Source organism: Sulfuricurvum sp. (assembly GCF_036279695.1).
Taxonomy (GTDB): Bacteria; Campylobacterota; Campylobacteria; order Campylobacterales; family Sulfurimonadaceae; genus Sulfuricurvum.
In genome coordinates this window covers 1-25,201 of record NZ_DASUIQ010000006.1, presented here as the reverse complement: position 1 = coordinate 25,201, position 25,201 = coordinate 1, and the positions used below count along the sequence as shown (strand labels likewise).

General features: G+C 43.7%; 30 protein-coding genes, 4 tRNA genes and 1 pseudogene. 9 read left to right on the top strand and 26 right to left on the bottom strand.

Translation table 11 applies throughout. The features are described 5' to 3' along the window. From VFW36_RS00655 to ileS, 3 genes and pseudogenes are all read right to left on the bottom strand, one after another. A pseudogene (locus VFW36_RS00655) lies at positions 1 to 179 on the bottom strand (Asp-tRNA(Asn)/Glu-tRNA(Gln) amidotransferase subunit GatA); the annotation flags it as partial. After that, complete coding sequence (locus VFW36_RS00650; protein ID WP_299987639.1) at positions 176 to 301, bottom strand: hypothetical protein; 126 nt, start codon at positions 299 to 301, stop codon at positions 176 to 178. The pseudogene VFW36_RS00655 and the gene VFW36_RS00650, both read right to left, overlap by 4 nt. Further along, positions 301 to 3,057, bottom strand: coding sequence for an isoleucine--tRNA ligase (gene ileS / locus VFW36_RS00645; protein ID WP_329656894.1), 2,757 nt, complete (start codon positions 3,055 to 3,057; stop codon positions 301 to 303). Before ileS ends, VFW36_RS00650 begins: the two co-directional genes overlap by 1 nt. Positions 3,058 to 3,155: 98 nt before the next feature. Here ileS and VFW36_RS00640 point away from each other — a divergent pair, with 98 nt between their 5' ends. The 5 genes from VFW36_RS00640 to VFW36_RS00620 all read left to right on the top strand — a co-directional run bounded on the left by VFW36_RS00640 (position 3,156) and on the right by VFW36_RS00620 (position 4,685). Next, positions 3,156 to 4,247 carry a CinA family protein gene (locus VFW36_RS00640; protein ID WP_329656893.1) on the top strand — a complete coding sequence of 364 codons (1,092 nt, stop codon included), beginning with the start codon at positions 3,156 to 3,158 and terminating at the stop codon, positions 4,245 to 4,247. An 81-nt stretch (positions 4,248 to 4,328) separates the two neighbouring features. Then, positions 4,329 to 4,404 (top strand) — tRNA-Lys (locus VFW36_RS00635). 14 nt (positions 4,405 to 4,418) lie between these two features. Next, positions 4,419 to 4,494 (top strand) — tRNA-Glu (locus tag VFW36_RS00630). Positions 4,495 to 4,519: 25 nt separating this feature from the next. Next, positions 4,520 to 4,595: transfer RNA gene (locus VFW36_RS00625), tRNA-Val, on the top strand. Between the two features lie 13 nt (positions 4,596 to 4,608). Next, a tRNA-Asp gene (locus tag VFW36_RS00620) sits at positions 4,609 to 4,685 on the top strand. Positions 4,686 to 4,718: 33 nt separating this feature from the next. Here VFW36_RS00620 and VFW36_RS00615 read toward each other — a convergent pair. Further along, positions 4,719 to 5,003 (bottom strand): hypothetical protein, encoded by a 285-nt coding sequence (locus tag VFW36_RS00615; RefSeq protein WP_329656892.1) that lies wholly within the window; start codon positions 5,001 to 5,003, stop codon positions 4,719 to 4,721. Positions 5,004 to 5,086: 83 nt separating this feature from the next. On the opposite strand from VFW36_RS00615, the gene VFW36_RS00610 reads away from it, so the two are divergent. Both VFW36_RS00610 and VFW36_RS00605 read left to right on the top strand, forming a co-directional pair. Further along, positions 5,087 to 5,644 (top strand): LemA family protein, encoded by a 558-nt coding sequence (locus tag VFW36_RS00610; protein WP_329656891.1) that lies wholly within the window; start codon positions 5,087 to 5,089, stop codon positions 5,642 to 5,644. After that, positions 5,641 to 6,606 (top strand): DUF3137 domain-containing protein, encoded by a 966-nt coding sequence (locus tag VFW36_RS00605; protein ID WP_329656890.1) that lies wholly within the window; start codon positions 5,641 to 5,643, stop codon positions 6,604 to 6,606. The genes VFW36_RS00610 and VFW36_RS00605 overlap by 4 nt, the downstream gene beginning before the upstream one ends. Positions 6,607 to 6,630: 24 nt before the next feature. Here VFW36_RS00605 and VFW36_RS00600 read toward each other — a convergent pair whose 3' ends face one another. The 3 genes from VFW36_RS00600 to VFW36_RS00590 are packed head-to-tail and all read right to left on the bottom strand — an operon-like array spanning position 6,631 to position 9,249. Next, on the bottom strand, positions 6,631 to 7,242 hold the full coding sequence (locus VFW36_RS00600) for a hypothetical protein (protein WP_329656889.1): 612 nt from the start codon (positions 7,240 to 7,242) through the stop codon (positions 6,631 to 6,633). A gap of 48 nt (positions 7,243 to 7,290) precedes the next feature. Then, on the bottom strand, positions 7,291 to 8,616 hold the full coding sequence (locus VFW36_RS00595) for an ATP-binding protein (RefSeq protein WP_329656888.1): 1,326 nt from the start codon (positions 8,614 to 8,616) through the stop codon (positions 7,291 to 7,293). 57 nt (positions 8,617 to 8,673) lie between these two features. Then, a complete protein-coding gene (locus VFW36_RS00590) occupies positions 8,674 to 9,249 on the bottom strand; it encodes an IMPACT family protein (RefSeq protein WP_329656887.1) in 576 nt (191 codons plus the stop codon). 51 nt (positions 9,250 to 9,300) lie between these two features. Here VFW36_RS00590 and VFW36_RS00585 point away from each other — a divergent pair, with 51 nt between their 5' ends. Together VFW36_RS00585 and mutY are read left to right on the top strand one after the other, a co-directional pair. Continuing rightward, positions 9,301 to 9,468, top strand: a complete 168-nt coding sequence (locus VFW36_RS00585) for a hypothetical protein (protein ID WP_329656886.1) — start codon at positions 9,301 to 9,303, stop codon at positions 9,466 to 9,468. After that, positions 9,468 to 10,409 carry an A/G-specific adenine glycosylase gene (mutY, locus tag VFW36_RS00580; RefSeq protein WP_329656885.1) on the top strand — a complete coding sequence of 314 codons (942 nt, stop codon included), beginning with the start codon at positions 9,468 to 9,470 and terminating at the stop codon, positions 10,407 to 10,409. The genes VFW36_RS00585 and mutY overlap by 1 nt, the downstream gene beginning before the upstream one ends. Here the strand turns inward: mutY and VFW36_RS00575 are convergent. The 19 genes from VFW36_RS00575 to VFW36_RS00485 form a co-directional block, all read right to left on the bottom strand. Continuing rightward, positions 10,404 to 11,135 (bottom strand): ATP-binding protein, encoded by a 732-nt coding sequence (locus VFW36_RS00575; RefSeq protein WP_329656884.1) that lies wholly within the window; start codon positions 11,133 to 11,135, stop codon positions 10,404 to 10,406. The two genes, mutY and VFW36_RS00575, sit on opposite strands and share 6 nt — an antisense overlap. A gap of 16 nt (positions 11,136 to 11,151) precedes the next feature. Continuing rightward, positions 11,152 to 11,844, bottom strand: coding sequence for a 5'-methylthioadenosine/adenosylhomocysteine nucleosidase (locus VFW36_RS00570; RefSeq protein ID WP_329656883.1), 693 nt, complete (start codon positions 11,842 to 11,844; stop codon positions 11,152 to 11,154). An 8-nt stretch (positions 11,845 to 11,852) separates the two neighbouring features. Further along, positions 11,853 to 12,611, bottom strand: a complete 759-nt coding sequence (locus VFW36_RS00565; protein WP_329656882.1) for a nitrilase-related carbon-nitrogen hydrolase — start codon at positions 12,609 to 12,611, stop codon at positions 11,853 to 11,855. Further along, positions 12,608 to 13,543, bottom strand: coding sequence for an ACP S-malonyltransferase (fabD, locus tag VFW36_RS00560; protein WP_329656881.1), 936 nt, complete (start codon positions 13,541 to 13,543; stop codon positions 12,608 to 12,610). Before fabD ends, VFW36_RS00565 begins: the two co-directional genes overlap by 4 nt. Continuing rightward, positions 13,543 to 14,358 carry a helix-turn-helix domain-containing protein gene (locus tag VFW36_RS00555; protein ID WP_329656880.1) on the bottom strand — a complete coding sequence of 272 codons (816 nt, stop codon included), beginning with the start codon at positions 14,356 to 14,358 and terminating at the stop codon, positions 13,543 to 13,545. Before VFW36_RS00555 ends, fabD begins: the two co-directional genes overlap by 1 nt. After that, the gene (locus tag VFW36_RS00550; protein ID WP_329656879.1) at positions 14,300 to 14,821 is read right to left on the bottom strand and encodes a peptidylprolyl isomerase; all 522 of its coding nucleotides are present in this window, start codon (positions 14,819 to 14,821) and stop codon (positions 14,300 to 14,302) included. The genes VFW36_RS00555 and VFW36_RS00550 overlap by 59 nt, the downstream gene beginning before the upstream one ends. A gap of 83 nt (positions 14,822 to 14,904) precedes the next feature. Beyond that, on the bottom strand, positions 14,905 to 15,783 hold the full coding sequence (locus VFW36_RS00545) for a tetratricopeptide repeat protein (RefSeq protein WP_329656878.1): 879 nt from the start codon (positions 15,781 to 15,783) through the stop codon (positions 14,905 to 14,907). Continuing rightward, positions 15,784 to 16,341 (bottom strand): OmpA family protein, encoded by a 558-nt coding sequence (locus VFW36_RS00540; RefSeq protein ID WP_329656877.1) that lies wholly within the window; start codon positions 16,339 to 16,341, stop codon positions 15,784 to 15,786. A 53-nt stretch (positions 16,342 to 16,394) separates the two neighbouring features. After that, entirely contained in the window at positions 16,395 to 17,642 is a 1,248-nt protein-coding gene (gene tolB, locus VFW36_RS00535; protein ID WP_329656876.1) for a Tol-Pal system protein TolB, read from the bottom strand. A gap of 4 nt (positions 17,643 to 17,646) precedes the next feature. Beyond that, positions 17,647 to 18,390 carry a TonB C-terminal domain-containing protein gene (locus VFW36_RS00530; protein ID WP_329656875.1) on the bottom strand — a complete coding sequence of 248 codons (744 nt, stop codon included), beginning with the start codon at positions 18,388 to 18,390 and terminating at the stop codon, positions 17,647 to 17,649. 35 nt (positions 18,391 to 18,425) lie between these two features. Beyond that, positions 18,426 to 18,818, bottom strand: coding sequence for a biopolymer transporter ExbD (locus VFW36_RS00525; protein WP_329656874.1), 393 nt, complete (start codon positions 18,816 to 18,818; stop codon positions 18,426 to 18,428). A gap of 2 nt (positions 18,819 to 18,820) precedes the next feature. Further along, positions 18,821 to 19,387, bottom strand: coding sequence for a MotA/TolQ/ExbB proton channel family protein (locus VFW36_RS00520; protein ID WP_329656873.1), 567 nt, complete (start codon positions 19,385 to 19,387; stop codon positions 18,821 to 18,823). A gap of 10 nt (positions 19,388 to 19,397) precedes the next feature. Then, positions 19,398 to 19,784, bottom strand: coding sequence for an ATP synthase F1 subunit epsilon (gene atpC / locus VFW36_RS00515; RefSeq protein ID WP_329656872.1), 387 nt, complete (start codon positions 19,782 to 19,784; stop codon positions 19,398 to 19,400). 26 nt (positions 19,785 to 19,810) lie between these two features. Next, positions 19,811 to 21,211 (bottom strand): F0F1 ATP synthase subunit beta, encoded by a 1,401-nt coding sequence (gene atpD / locus VFW36_RS00510; protein WP_329656871.1) that lies wholly within the window; start codon positions 21,209 to 21,211, stop codon positions 19,811 to 19,813. Positions 21,212 to 21,225: 14 nt separating this feature from the next. After that, positions 21,226 to 22,113, bottom strand: a complete 888-nt coding sequence (gene atpG, locus VFW36_RS00505) for an ATP synthase F1 subunit gamma (protein WP_329656870.1) — start codon at positions 22,111 to 22,113, stop codon at positions 21,226 to 21,228. Positions 22,114 to 22,121: 8 nt separating this feature from the next. After that, on the bottom strand, positions 22,122 to 23,639 hold the full coding sequence (gene atpA / locus VFW36_RS00500; RefSeq protein ID WP_329656869.1) for a F0F1 ATP synthase subunit alpha: 1,518 nt from the start codon (positions 23,637 to 23,639) through the stop codon (positions 22,122 to 22,124). A gap of 20 nt (positions 23,640 to 23,659) precedes the next feature. Continuing rightward, a complete protein-coding gene (locus VFW36_RS00495; protein WP_329656868.1) occupies positions 23,660 to 24,196 on the bottom strand; it encodes a F0F1 ATP synthase subunit delta in 537 nt (178 codons plus the stop codon). Then, positions 24,197 to 24,712, bottom strand: coding sequence for a F0F1 ATP synthase subunit B (locus VFW36_RS00490; RefSeq protein ID WP_329656867.1), 516 nt, complete (start codon positions 24,710 to 24,712; stop codon positions 24,197 to 24,199). It lies immediately after the preceding gene. A gap of 8 nt (positions 24,713 to 24,720) precedes the next feature. Beyond that, entirely contained in the window at positions 24,721 to 25,143 is a 423-nt protein-coding gene (locus VFW36_RS00485; protein ID WP_329656866.1) for a F0F1 ATP synthase subunit B', read from the bottom strand. Positions 25,144 to 25,201: the final 58 nt, after the last annotated feature.

The window sequence follows — 25,201 nt, the reverse complement described above, 5'->3', positions numbered from 1 at the left end:
ACCGACCATCCCGTAACTTGAATGTTATCTTTGATCGCGATCGGAATCCCCTCACCGACGTTGAGAACATCGATATAGGCATTGAGCTCACTATTGGCGGCAATCTTGGCTTTCAATTCCTCTTTAAGTGAGCTGAGTTCTTCTTTTGAGAGCTTTAACGCCTCTTTGAGTGTGATCATACACTTTCCTTTCTACGTTTTGCATTTTTCACCATCATAATCCCCAGAGCTATTACGATGAAAATAACCCCGACCGTTTCGGCGACGAAGCTCAAAGGGACGGGTTGTGTGACATCGATCATTAAGCGACTACCTGCGCACAACGCGGACACAACGACTGTTCGTCTTCACTGTGGTATTTCCAACAACGAGGACATTTCGCTTTGGATGCGAGGGCAATATTAAATCGATCTCCCTCGATTTCGAAGCTTCCCAAAATGTCTTTGAGTTCACACGCACACCATTTGGAAATGACCAGATACTCTTCAATATCCGCTTTTTTCATCGATTTTGCAACCGTTGATGTGGTAGAGATAACGAGTTCAAGCGTATTTTTAATCACTTTCTCTTTTTTCAATCCGTCCACGATCTCATTGAATTTTTCACGGATCACTTTCATCGTTGCGTCATCCCAATTGCTCTCAACACTCTCGATGGAAGCATAGGTCACATCGAAGATATCGTTAGCCTCTCCCTTTAAAATTACAGGGGCATTTTCGAAAATCTCATCGGCGGTATAGGTCAAGATCGGAGCGATCAACCCAAGCATCGATTTGGCGATGATCGCCATTGCACTTTGCGTCGAACGACGTTCTGCAGAATTAGCGCCGTCACAATACATACGGTCTTTGGTAATATCGATATAAACTCCGCTAAGTTCATTAACGATGAAATAGTTCAGTCCGCTCATCCCGTGAACGAAGTTGTACTCTCCGAACAAACGATGAGTTTCATCAAATACCTCTTTGGCTTTGGATACGATCCATTTATCGATTTCGCCCATTTCACTGTAGGGAACGATAGCGTCCAATCCATCGAGATTCGCGAGCATAATACGGAACGTATTACGCAATTTTCGGTATTGATCCGCCGTTTGTTTGAGGATATTGCCGGAGATTTTCAAATCTCCCTGATAGTCGCTCATCGCTACCCACAGACGCAAAATCTCGGAACCGTACTCTTTGAGAACTGTTTCAGGAGCAACGACGTTCCCCTTGGATTTCGACATCTTCTCGCCCTTCTCATCGACGGTGAAACCGTGAGTAAGAAGCGCTTTGTACGGAGCGATATGTTCCACTGCCGTGCTCAAAAAGAGGGAAGATTGGAACCATCCGCGATGCTGGTCTGACCCTTCGATGTACAAATCAGCCGGAAATTCTCCCGCATCGTAGTTACGCGATTTTAAAACCGCATTCCACGTCGAACCGCTATCGAACCAAACGTCGAGAATATCGGAGACTTTTTCGAGCTCATCCGCTTTGTACGGGCATCCCGGATAGAGAAGTTCTTGGATACTCATCGAGTACCACGCATCGGTGCTGTGCATCTCGAAAATCATCGCAATAAAGTTGAGTACTTTCTCATCGAGGATGACTTCCCCCGTCGCTTTGACACGGAAAAATGCGATAGGGACTCCCCAATCACGCTGACGAGAGATACACCAATCGGGACGGTTTTCAACCATCGAGCCTAGACGGTTACGTCCACTCTCAGGATAAAACGCTGTTTTTGCCACTTCAGCCTGTGCGATTTCACGAAGGGTCTTTGTTTCACCCTCAGGGGTTCCGTCCACGCTGATAAACCACTGCTTCGTCGCACGATAGATCAACGGCGTATGGCTTCTCCAGCAATGCGGATAGGAGTGGCGAAATTTAGACACTTTAAGCGCTTTGTCACCCAAAAGGGCGATTATCGGCTCGTTCGCTTTAAAAATGTGGGTTCCGACGAACTCTTCGGCATTCGGAAGAAGTTTTTCACGAACGATCGTTTGATCGTAGCACCCTGTCTCATCGACCGGCATTACCACTTCGAGGTTGTAACGAAGACCGATACGGTAGTCATCTTCCCCGTGTCCCGGCGCGGTGTGAACACATCCCGAACCGTTCTCCATCAAAACATGCTCACCCAAGACCAAGTGTGAACCGCGGCCGTTAAGAGGATTGATCGCATAGAGATTTTCGAACTTTTTCGCTTCGATTTTTTGAACGACGGTTCCGCTAAACACACCCTCTTCGATCAATGCGTTGTACCGTTTTTCCGCAACGATATAACCGTCGCTGGTTCGGACATAGATCTCATCAGGGTTGAGAGAGATTCCCGTATTCGCAGGCAATGTCCACGGTGTCGTTGTCCAGATCACGATAGCGGCGTTCCCCTCGATCCCTGCACGTACTTTTGCCTCATCGCTGAGTTCAAATGCGACATAGATCGAGTAGTCCTCTTTGTCTTCGTACTCCACTTCCGCTTCGGCAAGCGCGGTACGCTCCGCCCAACTCCAGTAAACCGGTTTAGAACGCTCGATCAACAACCCTTTTTTTGCCACGGCGCAAAGGGTACGATAGATGTTCGCTTCAAACTTGGAATCCATCGTCAAATACGGGTTATCCCAATCGGCGACAACACCGAGTTTTTTGAATTCTTCGCGCTGAATATCGACAAATTCGCTGGCATGATCGCGGCACATTTGACGCACTTCTGCCGTGCTTAAAGCCTCTTTTTTCTGTTTTCCGCCCAGTTTTTTCTCAACCTGCTGTTCGATCGGCAATCCGTGACAGTCCCAGCCGGGGGTAAATCGAACCGATTTACCGTTGAAATAGTGGTATTTGACAATAATATCTTTGAGCACTTTATTGAGGGCGTGACCGATATGGGTATGACCGTTGGCATACGGAGGTCCGTCATGCAAGGTAAAGCTCTGCGCACCTTTGCGCGCAGCTTTCATTCGTCCGTAAACATCGTTGGCAATCCACGCCGCATAGCGTGTCGGCTCATTTTGAACCAAATTTCCGCGCATCGGAAACTCGGTCTGAGGTAGAAGGAGGGTCTCTTTATAATCCATCTGTTACCTTATATAAAAAGTGGTGCATTATATCTTTTAGGTGATTAAATTTTGCTGTCACTATGCTATACTATCTGAAATTTATACTCGGGAAAACCATGAAACGCGATGTTATTTTCGTAGGGAATCGGCTGATTTTGAATGAAGCGTATGAACGTTATATCCTTCGAAGTATCAAAAACTCTCTCACGTCGATCGACTCAATCAGCTATTTCGAAGAATCGGATAAAGGGGTATTTTTACACTTAGAAACCCTTTTAAAAAGCGAATCCAAACTCATCATCATCACCACCAAAAACACCTTTACGATTGTCGGAAAACTGCTTAGTACCGTTACCGCCGACAATCAGGTTTTAAAAGAGCAGATGTTGATCCCATCGCGCGCCAGTATCGTCGAAAACGGGAGTTATCTCCTGAGTCACAACAGTTCAGAAATCAATGTTATTTTGGCAACCGAGGGCAAAGCGCTTCCTCCGATCCTCATCGATGACGAATCGCGTCTTTCTACCGTTCATCTCTTTAACGAAGAGTTGCTCAGTGCCCAAACGCTCCTTGAACCGCTAGCTCAGAACTTCGATGTCAAACTTGAATTTAGCGAACTTGTCGAGGGGTGGCTCAAAATCCGAATCCATACCCGCAAGCACGGAAATTTGTCCCAATTTATTGCTTCAGCACGCGGATTGATGCACCATAAAGTGATCCCTGCTACAAATGTAGCGGCATTTATCATCGAAAAACTCAATACTCACCGCAAAAAAATCTCGTTTGCCGAAAGCTGCAGCGGCGGATCGCTTGCCCATTTTTTCACCTCCCAAAGCGGCGCATCCGCAGTATATGACGGTTCATTGATTACCTATTCCAATACCCTCAAAGCCAACTGGCTAGCGGTTGACGATACCGCGCTCGAACACCACGGTGCCGTCAGTGCCGAAGTAGTATCGGAGATGTCGGAGGGGGCGATGAATGTGAGTTTTGCCGATTATGCTCTTGCAATCAGCGGTGTCGCCGGACCTACCGGAGGAACAGAGAGCAAACCGGTCGGAACGGTTTATATCAGTGCACGCTCCAAAACGACCGTCCATACCGAGCGTTTTCATTTTGAGGGAGACCGCAACTACATTCAAGAACAAAGTGTTCTCATGGCCGTTAAAATGCTCCTTAATATTGACCGTGATCTGTTTTTTAGTTAATTAATCATTTTTCCTTGACAAAACGACATCTTTCCCCTATAATTTCGCCCTCACAATCGTCCAGTTTGGATGGCTGAAGAGGTCTCGTTAGCTCAGCCGGTAGAGCATCTCACTTTTAATGAGGGGGCCGATGGTTCGAATCCATCACGAGACACCATGGTTGGTTTCAGTGACCCTTTCGTCTAGTGGCCAAGGACACTATCACTTCATGGTAGGAACAGAGGTTCAAATCCTTTAGGGGTCGCCACTTGTTCATTGTTATTTAAACTCATGGGAGTTTAGCTCAGTTGGTAGAGCGCTACCCTTACAAGGTAGATGTCACAGGTTCGAGTCCTGTAATTCCCACCATTATTTTGGCGCTGCAGCGGTAGTTCAGTTGGTTAGAATGCCTGCCTGTCACGCAGGAGGTCGCGGGTTCGAGTCCCGTCCGCTGCGCCATATCCACCCTCTTCTTTTATACCATCCGCTTTTTTAATTTTCTTGAGAATACGCTTTTTGTCCTTGATTAATGCTCACTAATGATTTAAACTCTGATACACTGCTTTGGGAATTTCCGCTTTGCAATGCGCTCACGGATATACTAACCCCCGAATCTAATGTAGGATTCACTTTCCCTTGCCCTGCCACAGGCTTTTGATTCTCTAATAGTGTGGGAGTCTGTGTTTGTTCCTCTTTTTTTACACTGCTAGGATCAGGCTGACCCACTTGCACCGCTTGAGGATAAGGGGATTTAAAAGTATATGAACTAACTTGCATCGTACACCTCCTAATAGAGTAACTATAAACCTCCCTTTAGAAAACTTCGCTTAAAATAGAGAATTACTTCCAAAGGAACTCAAATGACTGTTTTTCTAATTATTCTCGGTGTCATAGCGCTAATCGCTATTTTAATGTACAACTCCCTCATCGGGAAAAAGAATCAGGTTGAGAATATCTTCGCCGGTGTCGATACCGTCCTCAAAAAACGATATGACCTCATCCCTAATCTGGTCGCTTCCGTAGAGCGATATATGGAACATGAAAAATCGACGTTGGAAAAAGTGACCGAATACCGTGCACAGGCTATGAAACCGGGGATCAGCGATGATGCCAAGATTGCCCTTGATGCCAAAATGTCTGCGGCACTCGGGTCTATCACCGTCGCGATGGAAGCCTACCCCGACCTCAAAGCCAACGAAAATGTGATGCACCTCATGCGCTCCCTCAATGAAATCGAGGAACAAATCTCCGCCGCACGCCGTGCTTATAACCAAGCGGTCACCGATCTCAACAACGCTATCGAGATGTTTCCGACCAACCTCGTCGCCGGATGGATGAACCTCAGCCGTCGAGCTGTATTTGAAATCACCGTGACCGAACGTCAAAACGTTGATGTCAACGCCCTTTTTAATCGATGAAATCGACCTCCGAACTCACCGATTTTTACTATAAAGAGCTATACCCCTCTATTAATGAGCTCGAAGAAACCCGAAAGCGAATCGTATCTCAGCTCAAATTTTACGGGGGGATGGGGATAGTCGCTTTTGCGATCGTCGCTCTATGGATGGGGAAAAATTTCGGTCTCTTGCATCCTCTCTCGATAGCGATCATTATAGGGTTTATCGTTATTGCCTCTATCACGTATCGCTCAATGACCAATGGGTACGCCAAAGACTTTAAAGCCAAAATTATTACTCCGATGATCGGAGCCATCGATCCCCATCTCCTCTATAATCCCGATTTCATGGTCTCTCAACATCTCTTTGAGCGGAGCGAACTCTTTAAACACTCCATCGACCGCTATAGCGGAAATGATTACGTCAAAGGCTCCATTGAGGGGGTACCTCTCGAATTCTCCGATGTTCATGCCGAATACCAAACCCGCGATTCCAAAGGGCGTACTCAGTGGCATACCCTCTTTCGAGGGCTCTTTCTCGTCGCCGAGTTCAACAAACACTTCAAAGCCAAAACGGTGATTCTTCCCGACCAAGCCGAAAAGAGTTTCGGCTCCCTCATCGGAGGCTGGCTCCAATCGATCAATTTCACCCGTGAAGGTCTTATCCGCATGGACGACCCCGAATTTGAGAAACATTTTGTCGTCTATGGAAGTGACCAGATCGAAGCGCGCTATATCCTCTCCCACTCGATGATGAAACGGATTTTGGATTTTCAGCGACGTGTTTCACATCCCCTGTTTATCTCATTCGTCCATAACCACATCCATGTCGGGATCGCTACGGGAAAAGATTTGTTTGAACCGGCGGTTTTTACCTCGCTGCTCGATTACAAACAAGCGATGGAGTATGTGAATACCCTCCAAAATACGATCGGATTAGTCGAAGAGTTGAAACTCAATGAGAAGTTGTGGAGTAAAGTGTAAACTACATCATCATTCGAGCCAATTTTATTTTTCTCCATTTTCTATTTGATTTTTAAAGTTCATAAGTTTCATTTTTGTTTCATTGTCATAACAGTAACCCTGTATACTCTGATCACCATTGATTATAAATCTACACGGCATAGAGCCATCAAAGATTTTATATTTGAATTTTGTAATGAAAAAAGCCAAAATCTCCAAAAGCATCCAAGGTACTATAAAAATAAATCCAATGGTATATACATATAAATAACCAAGGAATCCACCATTTACAAAACAACAGCCCATCTTAATAGCTTTAATTTGATTGATTTTTATCACTGTATTCTGAAATACAACTTCATCATTTTTAAAATAAATTGTGTTGTCAAGTTTCTTTTTAAGTCTATAAATACTAATTAACACTATAGGAATCATGATCACAAATAGAATTAACAAAGATGCAAATCTATTATACATATGAGCCGTATTGCTTAAAAAATCTAAATAACTCATATTGTCATTTTTCATCAACATTGTCAGGAGTGCAATTAAATATATATAATAAAATATGACAGCGATACTAGAATTTACATAATATCTTGTATTGTCTATTGTAAATAACACATCTTGCTCTTTGGTTTGATTTGAATTTTCCATCTACGCCACCTCTCTTTCAATATTTAACTTCAGTCATCGCCGTTGTACTTATTTATTATCTTTGAGATAATCCTCTTTTGTCATCACTAAAAAATGCTCTTTTTTATCATGTTTGACACTTTTTGATTTTTTCATGAGTTCTTGTTCTACTTTTTGCTTATCGACTTTGTTTTGCCATTTACACTCGATAAAGCAGATATTTTCATCATCCATTGCCACAATATCAATCTCTTCTTGGTTATTCCACCAACGCCCTAAGCGTTTAGGTACAAAAGATAAGTATTTCAAAGGATCTTGTAAAATCTCCTCTTGAGCATAATCCTCAAAAGCAAAAGAGACGAACCGATCATTAAAATTTAGTTTGATCTCATCGATCACTGTTTGGGTAAGTCCTAGTTCCAAATAACTCATATTTTTATAGACATAATAGAACCAAAAATTTAAAAATTTATCTTTTATCCGATACCGTCCAAACTTGCTTTTAAGTGGATTGGATTCGGTGATTGGCACCTCTTTTTGAACTATATCCAGTTCGATTAATTTAGCGAGGTATCTCGGTAAATGGGATGAGTGCAGTCCAAGATTAGAAGATATATCTCCAACTTTGGTATTTCCTTTGGAGATACTCTCCAATAGTGCAAAATAACTTCCTACATCATTAATCTCTTGTTTGAGTAAAAACATCCCCTCACTGTAGAGATAGGAATTTTTATTGAGGATATATTCTTCGATGTTTTCCAATAAATTCTTACTCGGATCGACCATCTGCAAGTATTTCGGTATAGTGCCGAACGAAGCATACAACTCCATGAGTTCCAGTTTTCCCAGCATCGGAATGAAATCGCTTAAATATCTGAAACGAATCGGTTTGAGGTTGATATTCGTCGTTCTACGTCCATACAAAGGGGCATTGTATGCCAACACTTCTGAGTGCATCATCGAGAGTACCGAACCGCATAAGATGAGATGAATATTAGTTTTGCTCAAATATAAATCCCAAACACGTTGAAGTTTGGAAGAAAAAGCATGATCGAGATGACAAAGATTTTGATACTCATCGATAACAACCACGAGTTTAGAGGAGAATTCTAAATTAGCTAAAAACTCAAATGCCTCTTCAAAGTTTTCAAATTTAATATTTTTTGCATACGATAGATTAGAGAGTTTAATCAATTCTTTGGTGAAGTTTTCCAACTGAAGCGCCAAATTCCCCTCGGTAGCATAGAGGTAGATATGGGGTTTGTTCTCGATGTACTTTGAGATTAACGCGGTTTTTCCTACTCTACGTCTACCGTATATGACGCTAAATGTACTCTTCGGACTTGCATATTCAGATTCTAGAAGACTTAATTCTTCGGTTCGATTAATAAACATTATGTTGTCTTTCATTATGATGTTCATCATAATAATAGGAGATAAATTAAAGGCGACTTAATTTAACTGAATACTTCTCCCCAATGTATTATAAAACACTTCCAAATTTTCCCCTGTCCCCTCAATCTCGAAAATCGCCCCCTTCTCTCCGAACTCTTTGGAGAGGATTCGAATATTCTTTTGAGTGCTTTCATATTCGACCATCGAGACATTAGAGTAGTTGCATTCGATTTTTTGAATAAAGAGTTTTTCATAAGGCAATAACTCCGCTTGCGCATACGCCGCATTCGCCGCTTCGGCATAGGCACGGACTAATCCTCCAGGTCCCAGCTTCGTCCCGCCGAAATAACGCACCGTGATGATCGCGGCATTGATGAGTTCATGCCCTTGCAACACGCTCAACGTCGGTTTTCCCGATGTCCCTTTGGGTTCGCCGTCATCGCTGGAGGACTCAACGATCTGATCAAATTCATTCAAACTGCGCGATGCACTCACCCAATGGACCGCTTTGGGGTGTTCGGCACACAAGCGCACCATTTCAGACTCAAACATCGATATCGGCATAAGGTGGGCGATAAATTTCGATCCCTTAATCTCGATCATATCGGAAAAAATTTGATTGACGGTTTTCATAAATGCGATTATACCATTTGCTATAATGGCACATTTACTTTTGGAGTTCAAATGATCGATTTTTTGATGAGTGGATACGGATTAGGGTCTATGGGTCTGATCGGTGTCATCCTTTTCCTAGTCTATCTCAAACTGATGAAATGGGTTTTTAAAGTTGCCTTTTTCGGTATTCTCATCCTTGGGGCATATTGGTACTTTAAACCGCCGACACTAGGCTGATGACACCCCAATCCTCCCTTCTTCGCTGGTACGAAAAAAACGGTCGTCACGATCTTCCGTGGCGTACGAGCGATGATCCTTATCATATCTATATCAGTGAAATCATGCTCCAACAAACCCAAGTCAAAACGGTCTTGGAACGGTTCTATTTCCCTTTTTTGGAGCGTTTTCCGACACTCTATGATTTAGCCGCATCCGATGTGGATGATGTCTTGAAAATGTGGGAGGGGTTAGGATACTACACGCGTGCCCGAAATCTCCACGCTGCCGCGCGTCAATGCGCTGGAGTGCTGCCGACCAATGCACACGAACTCATAGCCCTCAGCGGTATCGGCCGTTCCACCGCTCACGCGATTGCCGCGTTTGCCTATAGAGAGCCTCTTCCCATCATGGATGCCAATGTGAAACGGATATTGCACCGCTATTTTGCATTGAAAGCGCGTGATGAGAAAAAGCTGTGGGAATACGCTTACACCCTTTTTGATCCGCTCCACCCCTATGAATACAATCAGGCGATGATGGATGTGGGCTCATCCGTCTGTCTGAGTAAAAAGCCCTTATGTGCATCGTGTCCGTTTGAGCCATGGTGTGAGGGGAAAAACACCCCTCTATCCTACCCCGAACCTAAAAGCAAAAAGATCAAACCGATCCGAACCCGCAATATTATCGTATACCAAAGAGAAGATCGTTACGCCCTTATGCAGCGTCAAACACGATTTTTATCAGGTCTGTGGGGGTTTTATGAATGTGAAAAACTGCCTCATCCCCTCACGACACCTTTGGGGCATATTACCCAGAGCTATAGTCATTTCACCCTTGAAGCGTATGTTTATCTAAGTCTACATGAGATGAATGAGGAGGGATTTGAATGGTTCAGCCTCAATGAGATCGCACAGCTCTCACTCAGCCGTGCCGATCACAAAGTGGTTAGTTTGTTATAAATTAAATCTACTTGGATCAAAAAAAGCATCGTCACTGATGTGACCGAATGCCGAGTTGATAGAGACAAACAGATCAGGATATTTCTCTTCCATCTCAAATAGCATCTTTTTCATACTGGCTCTGGCATGAGGCATTTTAACGTCAAAGCGCATGGATGGACACGCTTCATCGCCGATGGTCGGCATCTCGTTTTCCAAAGCACAGGCGGCAAGCTGACGTTCCCGTAGCTGTATCAAAGGGCGTATAACGATTAGACCGTTCCCTGCTCGATACTTAGGCGCTAACGCTCTTAAATGACCGTTATAGATCAGATTCATGAAGAAACTCTCCGCCGCATCATCAAGGTGATGCCCAAGAGCTACTTTGTTGCATCCGAACTCTTTAGCGGCACTGTAGAGTGCTCCCCGACGCATACGGGAGAAAAAACTGCAAAATGACGAATTTTGGCGGATCTTATCGGCGGCGATTTCATAGGTATTGGTCTCATATACACGATGAGGAATTCCGTGCTGCGAACAATGTTCACACAATGCCGATAAATCTTCTCCCATCCCGTACGTCACCGTTACGGCAATAAGCTCGAATTTAAACGGAGCACGTCTTTGTTGTTCCATCAATGCATGGATCATCGTGAGAGAGTCTTTCCCTCCGCTCAAGCCAACGAGGATTTTATCACCCTCTTCTATAAGGGCAAATTCGCCGTTTGTACGACCTATTTTGCTCATAATTTTTTTACTGAGTTTAATCGCCAATACGTTTTACCATCTCTAAAATAAATTTGGCACTGACCTGTGCGGAACTTTTGAGGAACGTATCAAAATCCATACCCGCGTCACCGTCCGCACTGTCACTGATAGAGCGAAGGACAAAAAACGGAACGCCGAAGTTATGGCATACACATGCAACGCTTGCCCCTTCCATCTCCAATGCATCCGCATTAAACGTCTTTTCAATCCACCCTTTGCGCTCCGCACTTGCGACAAACTGATCGCCCGTTGCGATAATCCCCTCATAGAGATCCACACCCATATCGATAGCGATTTCTGATGCCAGAGATCGGAGATCCTCATCCGTTTCAATCATAACCGAGCTCTCAGGGATAAAACCGTCCGGATGGCCGAACGCAGTAATATCGACATCGTGCTGACACAATGCGCTTGCCATGATCAAATCACCGATTTTCAAATCTTTACTGATCCCTCCGGCAACACCGCTAAAGAGAAGTGCTTTCGCGTCGTAACGCTCCAACATCACCGATGCCGTGATCGCTGAAAAGACTTTACCGATTTTGGAATAGGCGATAACAAGTTCATGTCCCGCATACTCTGCACGATAATATACATTGCCCGCGTGCTCTTCGCTGGTATACTCACCCAGAGCCGCTAAAATCGGATCAATCTCTTCGCGCATAGCGCCCATGATAGCTATTTTCATAATTCCCCTTATGTATGTTTGACTAAATATCGACCCAGTTTTTTTAAACGCTGATCGAGTGAGCAGTGTTTGGATTCCGATTCAAAAAGAGGGAGAACACACTCCGTTTTACCCATCGGAGTAATAACCCTGCTTCCGCCCCAAAAACCTAACCCGTCTTCAAACCCGACGCGGTTGACGAAAACGACGTAGTTATGGCTGAGCAGTGCGGTGGACTTGAGCAAAGAATCCCATTGCGCTTCGATGCTGATCCCCTCGTCGCTAAAATCGCGTGCCGGAGAGGCAGCCAACACATAAACGATCTCGGCGTCCGATGCGGCAATTGCTGCGATGCTCTCCGCTCGCCAGAGATCTTCGCAGATTACCATCACGGCATTTCCATGGGGGGTTTGAAACGATGTTATATGTTCACCTGCACAAAAATAACGCCCCTCTTCGAACATCCCATAGGTCGGAAGGTGATTTTTGTGGTGAACATGCACAAGTGAGCCTTGAGAAAAATATAACGCGCTGTTATAGACGTTATCGTTATCCCATAATGCCGCACCGACAACAATATCACACTGTTTACTAGCCTGAGCCAAATCACTGAGTTCATCGATTTTCCATGCATCTTCATAAAGCTTGTCTTGAAGCAGATACCCGCTTAGAGAGAGCTCAGGAAAAACGACCACATCTGCGTCTTTGTTCTCCTCAACCAGTGCTAATACATCACGTAGATTAGTACGATTGAGTTTCGGTGCGGATTGGATCAGGGCGACTTTCATGAGAGTGCTTCGCATACCTTTGCAAGAGATTCCATATCGGAAATCCCTAATGTCTCAACATCCGGAGCATTACGTTTGTTAAGCCCTTTGAGAACCGCTCCGTTACCGAATTCGATCATCATGTCGATGTCTGCTGCAATAGCTTCAATCGATTGTTTGTATTTTACCGGTTGGATCAACTGAACTTTGAGACGCTCTATCGCCTCCTCTTTGGTTGAATACCCCTGAGTCGTTGCGTTTGAAATAATCGGTGCACTGAAGCACTCACTCACCATCGCTTCCATCGCTTCGCCTAACGGCTCCATCGCACTGGATAGGAGTGGGCAGTGGCTCGCAATCGACATATTCAAAAGCAATGCTCTCTTCGCTCCCGCTTCTTTGAAAACGCTCTCCATCGCTTGCAGATCTTCTTTGATCCCTGCTACTACGAGCTGACCCGTTTGGTTGTAGTTGGCCGGCCAGACTTTTTTGCCCTCATCGTTCGCTTTTACACAAAGCTCTTCGACAACCGCATCATCCAGACCCAAAATTGCCATCATCCCCGCATTGATACTCTCACACGCTTGTCCCATAAGTTTTCCGCGTTTATGAACCAATTCCACCGCATCGACATAATCGATCGCACCGGATGCACAAAGCGCACTAAACTCACCCAAAGAGTGACCCAAAAACATCACGGCATCACTAGGCTTTGCTTCTTGGAACAATTTATAGGCAATCATCGAAATCAGCAAAATGGCAGGTTGTGTATATTCAGTTTGATCGAGCTGCGTATTTTCTTCAAATAAAAGTTTGGTAAAATCAACGCCGATACGTTCTCCCGCTTTCTCAAACATTTCTCGCGCTAACGGTGAGTTCTCATAAAATGATTTTCCCATACCGATCGTTTGTGATCCCTGACCGGGGAAAATCATCGCAATTTTTTTGGACATTAATGCTCCTTGGTTTCTAAATTATAGTCTGAATGATCCGCAATTTTTTTGCGCAATGTATTTCGGTTCAGCCCCAAACGTTCCGCTAACTGAAGCTGTGATTTAAATCGTTTTATCCCTGCACGGATCAAAGGTACTTCATACAGATGTAAAAATGCTCGATAATCGTTATTGCTACCGAGTTTCTCTTCCAGATAGTGTTCCATAATCTCCATCAAATCGTTCTCATTGATGCTGTCAAACAGATAATGAAGATAGACTTGACGACGCAGAGAGATAGCGTTTTCGCTCAAATCGGGGACAAATCCCTCCAGATCAAATGATTCAGATTTTCCGAGTGTCTCTCGTGCTTCCTTGATGAAAGCATCGACCAATACCGTAACATCTTCTTGACGCTCGCTGAGAGGCGGGAGTGCAAGACGAATCGTAAAAATCTCATCCAACTGATCTTGGGAATAGCGTCCGCCGCCGGTAGCGATGACACGTGTATGTGTTTTTTGGATGGTTTCGATAAGGCGTTTGAGGTTGGCAACATTATCAAGACGATGAATGATTACGTCACTATGAGATTCTATCGCATCGAGAAGCTCATCAAAACGGCTCGCATCAATGATGGGTGCATGGGGGAGGATATAGCGCGCTAACGTGAGTTTCCCCGTTCCGCGCTCTCCTAAAATAATCGCATTTACCCCTAAACCTTTGAGTAAATTGGCTGTTTTAAACGCTTCTACCGAAGAGGGAGAAGCCGTTAAAAAATTAGTGACATCCACAGCCGTGATTACCGCCGCTTCCACAACATCCGCTATCTTCGACACAGTTTTCCGCAGGGATACCTGTCATCGCTTCTTCAGCCGATGCATCACGGATATTGCTGATCGTTACGGTGAACATCAAATCTTTGCCCGCAAGAGGGTGATTGAAATCGATAATAACCGCATCATCTTTAATATCTTTAACGGTAACTTGAACCGTTCCGCCGTCTTCGCCTTGACCGTACAATGTCATACCGACATTCAAATCGATCCCTGCAAATTGTTCGCGAGGAAGTTCTTGTTGAGCCTCTTCATTGTAATCGCCGTACGCATCGGCAGCTTTAACAAGAACGTCCCCTTTATCACCCATATTCATGTGCGCGATCCCAGCTTCGAGACCTGGAATGATTTGCCCTTTACCGAACATGAATGTCAACGGATGACCGCCTACGTTGCTATCAACAACGTTTCCGCCGTCACGTACTTCGTATTCGATTGATACGATTTGATTATTTTCAATTGCCATTTTAATGCCTTAATTTTAGATGGTGCGATTTTAGCACATTTACCTATGGTGATGCTGAAAAGGGCGACTTAGAGAAGCCCCTATTATTTCAATTTAGCTAAACGCTCTTGCGCTTCTTTAGCCGCTCCGGTCCCGCCGTATTTTGAGATCGTCGCTTGATAAAAAGCTTTTGCCGTAGCACTGTCTCCTGTTTTTTCCATAGAGATTCCTGAATGGAGTAACAAAGTAGGCATATAAAGCGCTTTTTCGTTCTTAGATGCAGACTCTTTATAGCTGGAAACTGCCTCTTTATACCCTTTGCGTTCAAACTGCGTCTCACCGATCATAAACAACGATTCGGCTACTTTATGCTTTTTTTGAACCATTTGCTCAAAATATTTTTGCGCTTCAGAGTATTGTTTTTGTCCAAAGAGTCGATTAGCCTCTTTTTCCAACGCTGTATTTGTCATTTTTGCAGGTGATTGCACCGACGTTTCCGGAAGATTCACTTTAAGTTGCTTGATTAATGACGCAAATTGTTCTTTGCTTACGTAATTACTATTGATCTCATCCACAACACGGGAAAGCTCTTCTAAAAGTGTTTTAAATTGAGCGATATTTTCACGATTAGCAGCTACTTGTTTACCAAGATCCTCAACACCTGAACTGGCATTCCCATCGGAGAGTACCCTCTCTTGCAATTTTTGAAGGGTCAGGGTCTGTTCGTTTGAGCGTTGACTTAACCCCTCAAGAATACCTTGCATACCGTCAAGTCTCTCAGAAACCGTTTCTACTTTGGCATTTTGAGCACTGTTTTTTTGAATAACAGTTTGAATCTCTTTTTTATTTTCGAGAATCAACTTTTCTTCATGAGTAAGACCGTAAGGGGTGGGAGAGTTAAGGTCACCCGCGCCGAAGACCGAAGGCTCCGTAGCGGATAGAGTAATAGAGAGTAAGAAAGATAGATGTACTAACGGACGCATTTACGGAAGTTTGAAATCTACGCGACGGTTTTTAGCCCAGCACTCTTGTGTTTTTTCCAAACAAACCGGATTGCTTTCGCCCAAGCTTGACATAGAGATAGCATCAGCGCTTACACCACCGTTAACCAAAGCTGCTTTTACCGCGTTTGCACGTTTAAGACCGAGAGCAAAGTTATACTCATCGCTTCCGAATTCGTCACAGTTACCTTCAAGTTTGATTGATTTACCTTTTACCAACAATGCATTTTTTGTCATAGCATCTTGCATATCGGCACGAATATCAAATTTGTCATAGTCAAACAAGATACTGATCAATTGACCGTCTGATCCATTTACACCGTTGTTCGCACCGGCTGTATTATCAGCAGCGTTTGCATTTGTGATTGGTGCGATTACCGCATTTGCATCTGTAGCAGTTGTTGTTGAACCGGCTGTATTTGCATTAGTTCCAGTCGATGTTCCGTTTGCGGTTGCATCGATTGCCGGCTCTTTTGAGCTACATCCGCTCAAAACCAACATTGCTACTGTTGCGCTTATAAAAGCAACTTTTTTCATCATGATATCTCCTCGGGATATAAATATAGTGGAATAATACCGAAAATTCATTAATACTACCAGTCAATCGACTGAATTCGTCCTATTTTCAAAGGAAAGATAAAACTTTTATTGAGACCGAAGCGAATCACCCCTACAGAACTGCGTGCTCCCTCTTGTTTAATATACAAAATAGCTTCCCCATCCGGCGAAAATCTCGGAAAATCATTCTCTCCGCTTGCGGTAAGACGTCTAATATTCCCTGAATTGATAGACAACAGATGGAGATTGAAGGTATTGCCGGAATAGGTAGCACTATTTTCGCGTGCTTTGTAAACCAAAAAGTTTTTATACGCACTCAACGATGAGTTACTTTTGCCTTGATAGACCAACTGCGATACCGCACTGCTCCCCGGTTGCATTGAAAAGACATTCGGGTACCCTAAACGATTCGATACAAATGCAATAGAACCGTCCCCCATAAACTGCCCGTTCACATCGATACCGGAATAATCAGTTATACGTGTTTTACCGCCTGACATTAAATCATAGAGATAAATGTCGGGCTGACCATTCGGTGCAATAGTAAGCAAAAGCCGTTTTGAGTCTTCACTGACATCAGAGCATACCGCCATACCGTCCGAACTGATTATTTTCTCTTTTTTACCGCTCAATAAATTCATTTTATATATGGTCGGTTTAAAATCACTAAGAGAGGTATAGTACAGATCGGTTTGTTCACGGTTAGCCCACTTTGCAAACCCGTACATGCCCCCTGTAACAATCACTCTTTGATAGGAGAGAGTGTAATCTGCGGCAACAATCTCTGAATGCTTAGGGCTGGTTAAACGGACAAAAAGGACTTTTCGCTTTATCCAATCGATCGGAGTGCCTCCCAATTTCGCATTAATATCATAGGCTATCGTATGTGAAAGAAAAACCGCCATTTCACTTTGTTTCAAAACATAGTTTTTGAGAAATAACTCTCTTCCGTTTTGAAGCAATTTGATATCCGCCTTTATCCCCCCTGCTCCGTCGCTGTTCAAACGGTAGCGAAGAATATACTGAGCATTTTTATGATTAGGGGCAGGAGAGATAGAATCAAATGAATTTAGAGCATAACTCTCATCGACACTAAAGAGTGAAACAACATTCATATCTGCCGCTAACATTTGAGCAAATCGTTGAGATACCTCATTGCTTTGAGGAGATGCGTCCTCTATCGCCAGTGGGGCAAGCCCCTCAACGGTTTTAACCACTTCTAATGTCGCGTCCGCGCCCCATGAAAGGTGGATCATCGTTAGAACCAAAAGAAAAAATTTCAAATAACTACTCCTTAGCCGTTAATATAAATTCCAAAACAGCCTCTTTACCTTCCGGATGTTCCGGAAATCGAACGCCGCTCAAACGATCTTTTAACCAATCAACCTCACTGTTAAAGGTTCCGTTTCCTGAATAACGAAGAACTTTGTAGGAGATCAGTTTACCCGTTGCATTAAAACTCATACGAACTTTTGCGATTTCCCCGACGGTTCCAGCGGGGGGGTGAAAGTTAGTATGAACTATCCCTTGAATATTAGCATAGTATTTGTCAACGATCGGTCCGCTCGATCCCCCTTGAGCCACCATTTTAACCGAAGGCTTTGCCAACTCTACTTTGTTTACTTTATCGGTAAAGCGAGGGGTATCTTTTCGGGTTAATAGATCTTTTTCAAGGGTATTTAGCTCATCACGTCGAGCAGTATTTTCTTTCTCTTTTTTTGCCGTTTTATCCGGCTTTACCTGTGCAAAAAGATCCGATATTTCAGGTACCGGCTCTGTTTTGGTAACTTTCTCTTCTTGTACAGCGGGTTCAGATACCTCAGAAGAGACATCCTCGTGGGTAGGTTCTTCACTCACTTTTGATTCGGAAATAGCGATAGAGACATTGATCACATCACTCTTGATCATGGCAAATTGTTCTGTTTTAGGTGCGAGGATGACACTGTAGCCTGCGATAAAAACGAGGGTTAAAAAAAAGGTAACCGAAATAAGTCCGCTCAGGAAAAAATAGCGCTCTTGATTAAAATCCATTTAGCAAATCCTCATACAAAAACTTGATAAATAAATTAGTTTTGTGCGGTAACAAGAGAGACATTTTGAAAACCGGCTTTTTTCACGACGGACAAGACATACATAACATCACTGTAATTTAAACGCCCATCTGCACTAATACGGACAGTAGCATCATTCGGGTATGATGGTGCCAAACGGATAAAGTCATCGGCAAACGTATCAAATTTAAATTGCTGATCGTTCAGTTTGATTTTCTTATCCGATGCGATATTGATCTCAATTTTTTCTTTTTTGGTAATCTCTTTTTGCGCTGAGCCTTGAGGGAGACGAATCAACTCTTCATAGACGATATTGGGTGAGATCACCATCAAAATAGCCAATAAAACCAACATTACATCCACAAGGGGTGTAATGTTTAACTCCGGTTTCTCATCCCAATCGAACACGATCAATCTTCTTTGGAGAGGAGTGCATCGCCTTGCATACGAATCAGACCCGATAATTCAAACGCTTTACGCTTGAGTATTTGATGGTATGTATAGGCAAAAATAGCGACAAAAATCCCAGATGCCGTTGCGACAAGGGCATCCGACACACCCGATGCGATAACGCTCATCGTTCCGCTGGCTTGACCGATATTATCGAATGTCCCCAAGATAGAGACAACGGTACCGAAAAGCCCGATAAACGGGGTGGTTGATGCAACGATAGAGAGAAACATCAGCCCCTTAGTCGCCTCTTTGGTGGCCGAATATGACGCCATGTCGAACAATGACGCGGAAAGACGGTTTGAAGATTTGGTGAAATGGCTTAAATAGGCAAAATCGGGGATTTTGTGTGCACCCAATAGTACGGATTCAAGTGATTGATTTTCGGTAGCTATCCATTGGTTAAGAGAAAAAAGACGGTAAAAAAATGTCCAGTTGATGGCAATAAAGTAGAGAGAAAGAACCAGCAACACAATAAGTGTTACCGGATGGCTTTTATCGTAAAAATTCGAGAATGTTTGAAACATTGACTAATGCTTAACGATGGGTTGCGTTTTCGATACGTGCTGAAACCGATGCGATCATAGCATTAGAATCTCCAACACTGGTGATCAAAGATTTTGCTTCATCAAGCGCTTTAGCAATCTCCCCTTCGCTTTCACCACGGATAGCGACGGCACCGTCTACCAATACGACGACTTTGTTTTTAGTGATTTGAACAACGCCCCAATTCACAACAATCGATTCGGTTTTGCCGTCTTCTTTATGAACATCTACCACTCCGGCTTGGAGCAATGTTGTTAAAGATACGTGTTCAGGGAGAACACCGAATTCTCCCTCTTCACCCGGAAGGGTGACGCTTTTAGCAGCGCCGTTAAAGATCGAGCCGCTTGGCGTTAGCACTTCTAATTGGAGTGTTTCCATAGTGTTTCCTTTAAGGCGAGAAGCAATTACTTGCTTTTCATTTTTTCAGCTTTCTCAATCGCCTCATTCATATCACCGACCATGTAGAAGGCACCTTCTGGCATATGGTCGAATTCACCCTCAAGAATTCCTTTGAATCCTTTGATGGTATCTTCAAGTGAAACGTATTTCCCAGGAGAACCGGTAAATACTTCCGCAACGAAGAATGGTTGAGAAAGGAATTTCTCGATTTTACGTGCACGTTCAACCGTAGATTTATCTTCTTCAGATAGTTCATCCATACCGAGAATCGCAATAATATCTTGCAAATCTTTGTATTTTTGAAGTGTTTTTTGAACACCGCGAGCAACACTGTAGTGCTCTTCACCGATGATTTGCGGGTCAAGCAAGCGTGATGTTGAATCCAATGGGTCAACCGCAGGATAGATCCCTTTTTCAGCGATTTTACGGTTAAGAACCGTTGTCGCATCAAGGTGAGCAAATACTGAAGCCGGAGCCGGGTCAGTCAAGTCATCCGCAGGTACGTATACCGCTTGAACAGACGTGATTGAACCTTTTTTGGTTGATGTAATACGGTCTTGGAGAGCACCCATCTCACGAGCCAATGTCGGTTGGTAACCAACAGCTGACGGGATACGTCCAAGAAGTGCTGACATCTCTGAACCAGATTGTGCAAAACGGAAGATGTTATCGATAAACATCAATACGTCAAGTCCTTTCTCATCACGGAAATATTCCGCCATGGTAAGACCGGTAAGAGCGATACGGTTACGTGCTCCCGGTGGTTCAGACATTTGACCATAGCACAGTGCTACTTTGTCCAAAACGCTTGATTCTTTCATCTCGTGGTAAAGGTCATTCCCCTCACGAGTACGCTCACCGACACCGGCGAAAACAGAAAGACCGTCATGCCCGTGTGCAACGTTGTGAATCAATTCCATGATGATAACGGTTTTACCGACACCGGCACCACCGAATAGACCAACTTTACCACCTTTAGCGTATGGAGCCAAAAGGTCAACAACTTTGATACCCGTTTCGAACATCTCAGTTTTTGTACTTTGGTCAACCAACGGTGGAGGATCACGGTGGATAGACCATGTATCACAATCAGTAACTTGGTCTCCGCCGTCGATAGTTTCACCGATAACGTTGAAGATACGTCCAAGAACTTTTTCTCCAACCGGAACTTTGATCGGAGCGCCTGTAGCCGTCGCGTTCATTCCGCGCACCAAGCCTTCAGACATATCCATAGCGATCGTACGTACACGACCGTTTCCAAGGTGAGATGCTACTTCAAGAACAAGACGAGTCGTATTCCCTTCTACACTTACATTTACTTCGATTGCATCGTTGATTGCAGGTAAATAACCTTCAAAATCAACGTCAACAACCGGACCAATTACTTGAGCAATTTTACCAATCATTCTTTCCTCCATAATTATTTCATCGACTCGACGCCGCTGATAATCTCGATAAGTTCAGTTGTGATCGCCTCTTGTCGCGCTTTGTTAAACTTGACTTTCAACGAGTTAACCATCTCTTTTGCGTTGTTGGTTGCCGCATCCATCGCTTGCATACGTGCACTGTGTTCTGCCGCAACAGAATCGATCAAAGCATAATACATGTTGTATTCAGCGTATTTGGTTACCAATGAATCGAGCATTTTCTCTTCATCTTGTGCTTCAAGCTCCAACATAGTGTTTTTAGCTTCTTCACAATCGTAACCGTCTACATTTACCGGTAATACACGCGTAACATGCAATTCTTGAGTAATAACGTTTTTGTAGCCGTTGTAAACGATATACACAGCATCAACGATACCCTCTTTGAAATCGTTGATCGAACGAGTCATAAATTCGCTTGAGCGTTGCATATCGGGTGCAGAGCTGAGATTTTTCACTTCATCAATCATCTCGACTTGATTATAGTTGAAAAACTCAATCCCTTTTTTCCCGATACCGCGAACACGGATTTTGACATTTTTATTTTTGTAGTCGTTCATCAGACGTTTAACGGCTTTGATGGTTTGCATGTTGAAACCGCCGCAAAGACCTTTGTCCGCTGTTACAAAAATAATATCGACCACTTCAGGAGCACTATTTTCAATAAAACAGCGATTTTCAATCCCGCCCACTTTATTGCATTTGATGCGTCCTGCGATTTCAGCTATCACTTGATTCGTTTTTTGTGCAAACAGACGTGAACGTTTCGCAAGCTCTTCCGCACGGCGAAGTTTCGCCGTCGAAACAAGCTTCATAGCACGCGTAGTTTTCTGCGTGTTCGAAACACTCTTAATCTGTCTTTGAATCTCTTTCAAGTTAGCCATAAAGATCCTTATTCAGCAACGAAAGTAGATTTAAACTCTTCGAGTGCTTTTTTCATCATTCCCTTAGTCTCATCATTGATTTGGGAAGTGCTTCTGATATTCTCAAGAATTTGAGGGTATGACGCTTCTACGAACGGATAAAGATCCGCTTCGAATTTAACGACTGCATCCGCTGAGATATCATCAAGATACCCTTCGTTCCCTGCAAAAATTACCAATGCTTGTTTTTCAGCACCGAGTGGAGAATATGGAGGTTGTTTCAATACTTCAACCATACGTTGACCACGCTCAAGTTGTTTACGGCTTACTTCATCCAAATCAGATGCGAATTGTGCAAACGCTTGAAGCTCACGGTATTGTGCAAGGTCAAGACGCAATGTTCCGGCAACTTGTTTCGTTGCTTTGATTTGCGCCGCACCACCGACACGAGATACCGAAAGACCTACGTTGATCGCAGGACGGATACCTGAGTTGAACAAGTCAGTTTCCAAGAAAATTTGACCGTCAGTGATCGAAATAACGTTAGTTGGGATATATGCCGCAACGTCACCCGCTTGAGTTTCGATGATTGGAAGAGCAGTCAATGAACCTGCACCCATTTCATCGTTCAATTTTGCTGCACGCTCTAGCAAACGAGAGTGTAGATAGAAAACGTCCCCTGGGTATGCTTCACGACCCGGAGGGCGGCGAAGGATCAATGACATTTCACGATATGCTACCGCATGTTTAGAGAGATCATCATAAATGATCAAACCGTGGCGTGCGTTATCGCGGAAATATTCACCCATCGTTACACCGGTATACGGCGCAAGGAATTGGAGTGCTGCCGCTTCAGAAGCAGTAGCCGATACGATGATAGTGTATTCAAGAGCACCGTGTTCTTCGAGACGGCGGATAACTTGAGCAACGGTTGATTCTTTTTGACCAACAGCTACATAGATACAAACAACACCGTTACCTTTTTGGTTGATGATAGTATCCAAGGCAACAGTTGTTTTACCTGTTTGACGGTCACCGATGATCAACTCACGTTGTCCGCGTCCGATCGGAACAAGCGCATCAATCGCTTTAATACCGGTTGCCATCGGTTCATGAACCGATTTACGAGCCATGATACCAGGAGCTTTCTCTTCTACGAAACGAACTTCAGTAGTTTCGATCGGACCTTTACCGTCGATCGGCTCACCGAGAGCGTTCACAACACGTCCGAGAAGTGCATCACCGACAGGAACACGTAAAAGACGTCCAAGACGTTTTACGCTCATCCCCTCACGAAGATCTTTACCTTTACCAAGAATAACAACACCGACGCTGCTCTCTTCAAGGTTCATAACAAGACCGCGTGTACCGTCTTCAAATTCAACCATCTCACCGGCCATAACGTTGTTCAAGCCATAAACTTGAGCGATTCCGTCTCCGTATGAGACAATTTTTCCGGTTTCATTAATATCTACATTAAGTTCGAAATTCTCAATTCGCTCTTTAATGATTGAACTGATTTCGTCTGCTTGTACTTTTGCTACCACTATTTCTCCTTTCCCGAGGGTTAAATTGCTTTTAAAATGTGCTCAACGAGTTGAGCGTTGAGGCGGCTTTTTGAAAAATTGATTTCAACATTCAGATCATCGACTTCAACACGGATTCCGTCAAAATCAGAAGCAACATAACTCAACGAAATGGTTGCCCCCATTTTTGTCCCCAAATCACGAGCGATCGTATCGACCGATGCTTGATCAACAGCATTGTTGCTGTAAATGCGACCGCTGAACGTACGTTTTGCACGACCGATCTCGCGAGTCAATTGATCAGCAATCACCGGAATCAATGAAAGACGTCCGTTTTCAGCCAAAAGTTTGATCAGGTTGTTCACCATCGAACTTTTTGCCGAAGCGACCATATCTAAAACCAATTGACATTTAGCATTCGCGCTAACATCATTGCTGTTCATGATAAGGTTGAACTTCTCATTTTCATACGCTTTTGCGACTGCACTAAGAAGCGTTGAAAGATTGTCTAATGACGCTTGGTCACAGCTTTCCATCAACGGTTTGATATAACGTTTTGCAATTAGTTCATGACGCATTTATGCCACCTTCTTTTTCAAGATGTCGGTCATTGCTTCTTTACCAAGTGCTTCGCCGCTGCTGTTCATCACGTCATTCATGACATCAGAAACCACTTCGCGAACCATTTTGCGTTTATCAAATTCCATCAAAGCACTGTTTTGTTTTGCAATAATTTCAAGCTCAGCTTCACATTGTGCCAAGATTTTATCGCTCAACAATTTGTTCTCTTTTTTACTCGACTCAGCTAATTCATGAGCAAAGCGTTCCGCTTCTTCAACTTTATGCTCAGCTGCATCTTTAAGACGTTTTGATTCACGAAGACGCTCTTGAACTTTTTCAAGTTCATCGGCGATCCCCGCACTGCGACCGTTAAAATAGTTTTTAAGCGGCTCAGCCAAAACGTACACTAAAATTCCGGCAAAAATCAGGAAGTTAACCGTTCGTTGAACGATGTCCGTAGAACCCTCTGCCGCAGCATCTGAACCAAATAAATAGGCGCTGAGCAGTAATACTGTAACGATTATTTTACCCATTGCGTACCTCATATCTTACTTAGTTTTGCTGATACAGCAGATTGGAAAGCAGGCACTTCATTTTGAAGCGTAGCGATCAACCGTGTTCGTTCTGCAGACAATTCGCCTTCGAACGTTGCGTACTCAAGTGCTAATTCAGCACGTTTTGTCTCTATTTTGCTATTTGCCAGCGCTTTGGCCTCAGCAATAACTTTTTCTCTTAATGCCGCTGCTTCCAGTTTAGCATCACTCATAATCTTCTCAGCTTTGGCGTGAAACGCAGCGATTTCAGAATCGTTGTTGCCAACTTGTTCCAAATCTTTTTTAATATCTGCATCCCGTTTTTCCATATAACTGAAAAGAGGTTTGTAAAGCAAACTGTTTAGTAGGGCAATAAGGACAAGGAAGACAATCAGTGTGCTGCCAAGCAGCATCGGACTTATATCTAACATACCACCTCCTAAAAGTTGCGTGATTATACAACTTATAAATTGAAGGGACAGTTAAACG

Bases quoted from the DNA above. Each gene is read 5' to 3' on its own strand.
- VFW36_RS00650 (WP_299987639.1), bottom strand. From the start codon at position 301: ATGATCGATGTCACACAACCCGTCCCTTTGAGCTTCGTCGCCGAAACG.
- ileS (WP_329656894.1), bottom strand. From the start codon at position 3,057: ATGGATTATAAAGAGACCCTCCTTCTACCTCAGACCGAGTTTCCGATG.
- VFW36_RS00640 (WP_329656893.1), top strand. From the start codon at position 3,156: ATGAAACGCGATGTTATTTTCGTAGGGAATCGGCTGATTTTGAATGAA.
- VFW36_RS00615 (WP_329656892.1), bottom strand. From the start codon at position 5,003: ATGCAAGTTAGTTCATATACTTTTAAATCCCCTTATCCTCAAGCGGTG.
- VFW36_RS00610 (WP_329656891.1), top strand. From the start codon at position 5,087: ATGACTGTTTTTCTAATTATTCTCGGTGTCATAGCGCTAATCGCTATT.
- VFW36_RS00605 (WP_329656890.1), top strand. From the start codon at position 5,641: ATGAAATCGACCTCCGAACTCACCGATTTTTACTATAAAGAGCTATAC.
- VFW36_RS00600 (WP_329656889.1), bottom strand. From the start codon at position 7,242: ATGGAAAATTCAAATCAAACCAAAGAGCAAGATGTGTTATTTACAATA.
- VFW36_RS00595 (WP_329656888.1), bottom strand. From the start codon at position 8,616: ATGTTTATTAATCGAACCGAAGAATTAAGTCTTCTAGAATCTGAATAT.
- VFW36_RS00590 (WP_329656887.1), bottom strand. From the start codon at position 9,249: ATGAAAACCGTCAATCAAATTTTTTCCGATATGATCGAGATTAAGGGA.
- VFW36_RS00585 (WP_329656886.1), top strand. From the start codon at position 9,301: ATGATCGATTTTTTGATGAGTGGATACGGATTAGGGTCTATGGGTCTG.
- mutY (WP_329656885.1), top strand. From the start codon at position 9,468: ATGACACCCCAATCCTCCCTTCTTCGCTGGTACGAAAAAAACGGTCGT.
- VFW36_RS00575 (WP_329656884.1), bottom strand. From the start codon at position 11,135: ATGAGCAAAATAGGTCGTACAAACGGCGAATTTGCCCTTATAGAAGAG.
- VFW36_RS00570 (WP_329656883.1), bottom strand. From the start codon at position 11,844: ATGAAAATAGCTATCATGGGCGCTATGCGCGAAGAGATTGATCCGATT.
- VFW36_RS00565 (WP_329656882.1), bottom strand. From the start codon at position 12,611: ATGAAAGTCGCCCTGATCCAATCCGCACCGAAACTCAATCGTACTAAT.
- fabD (WP_329656881.1), bottom strand. From the start codon at position 13,543: ATGTCCAAAAAAATTGCGATGATTTTCCCCGGTCAGGGATCACAAACG.
- VFW36_RS00550 (WP_329656879.1), bottom strand. From the start codon at position 14,821: ATGGCAATTGAAAATAATCAAATCGTATCAATCGAATACGAAGTACGT.
- VFW36_RS00545 (WP_329656878.1), bottom strand. From the start codon at position 15,783: ATGCGTCCGTTAGTACATCTATCTTTCTTACTCTCTATTACTCTATCC.
- VFW36_RS00540 (WP_329656877.1), bottom strand. From the start codon at position 16,341: ATGATGAAAAAAGTTGCTTTTATAAGCGCAACAGTAGCAATGTTGGTT.
- VFW36_RS00530 (WP_329656875.1), bottom strand. From the start codon at position 18,390: ATGGATTTTAATCAAGAGCGCTATTTTTTCCTGAGCGGACTTATTTCG.
- VFW36_RS00520 (WP_329656873.1), bottom strand. From the start codon at position 19,387: ATGTTTCAAACATTCTCGAATTTTTACGATAAAAGCCATCCGGTAACA.
- atpC (WP_329656872.1), bottom strand. From the start codon at position 19,784: ATGGAAACACTCCAATTAGAAGTGCTAACGCCAAGCGGCTCGATCTTT.
- atpD (WP_329656871.1), bottom strand. From the start codon at position 21,211: ATGATTGGTAAAATTGCTCAAGTAATTGGTCCGGTTGTTGACGTTGAT.
- atpG (WP_329656870.1), bottom strand. From the start codon at position 22,113: ATGGCTAACTTGAAAGAGATTCAAAGACAGATTAAGAGTGTTTCGAAC.
- VFW36_RS00495 (WP_329656868.1), bottom strand. From the start codon at position 24,196: ATGCGTCATGAACTAATTGCAAAACGTTATATCAAACCGTTGATGGAA.
- VFW36_RS00490 (WP_329656867.1), bottom strand. From the start codon at position 24,712: ATGGGTAAAATAATCGTTACAGTATTACTGCTCAGCGCCTATTTATTT.
- VFW36_RS00485 (WP_329656866.1), bottom strand. From the start codon at position 25,143: ATGTTAGATATAAGTCCGATGCTGCTTGGCAGCACACTGATTGTCTTC.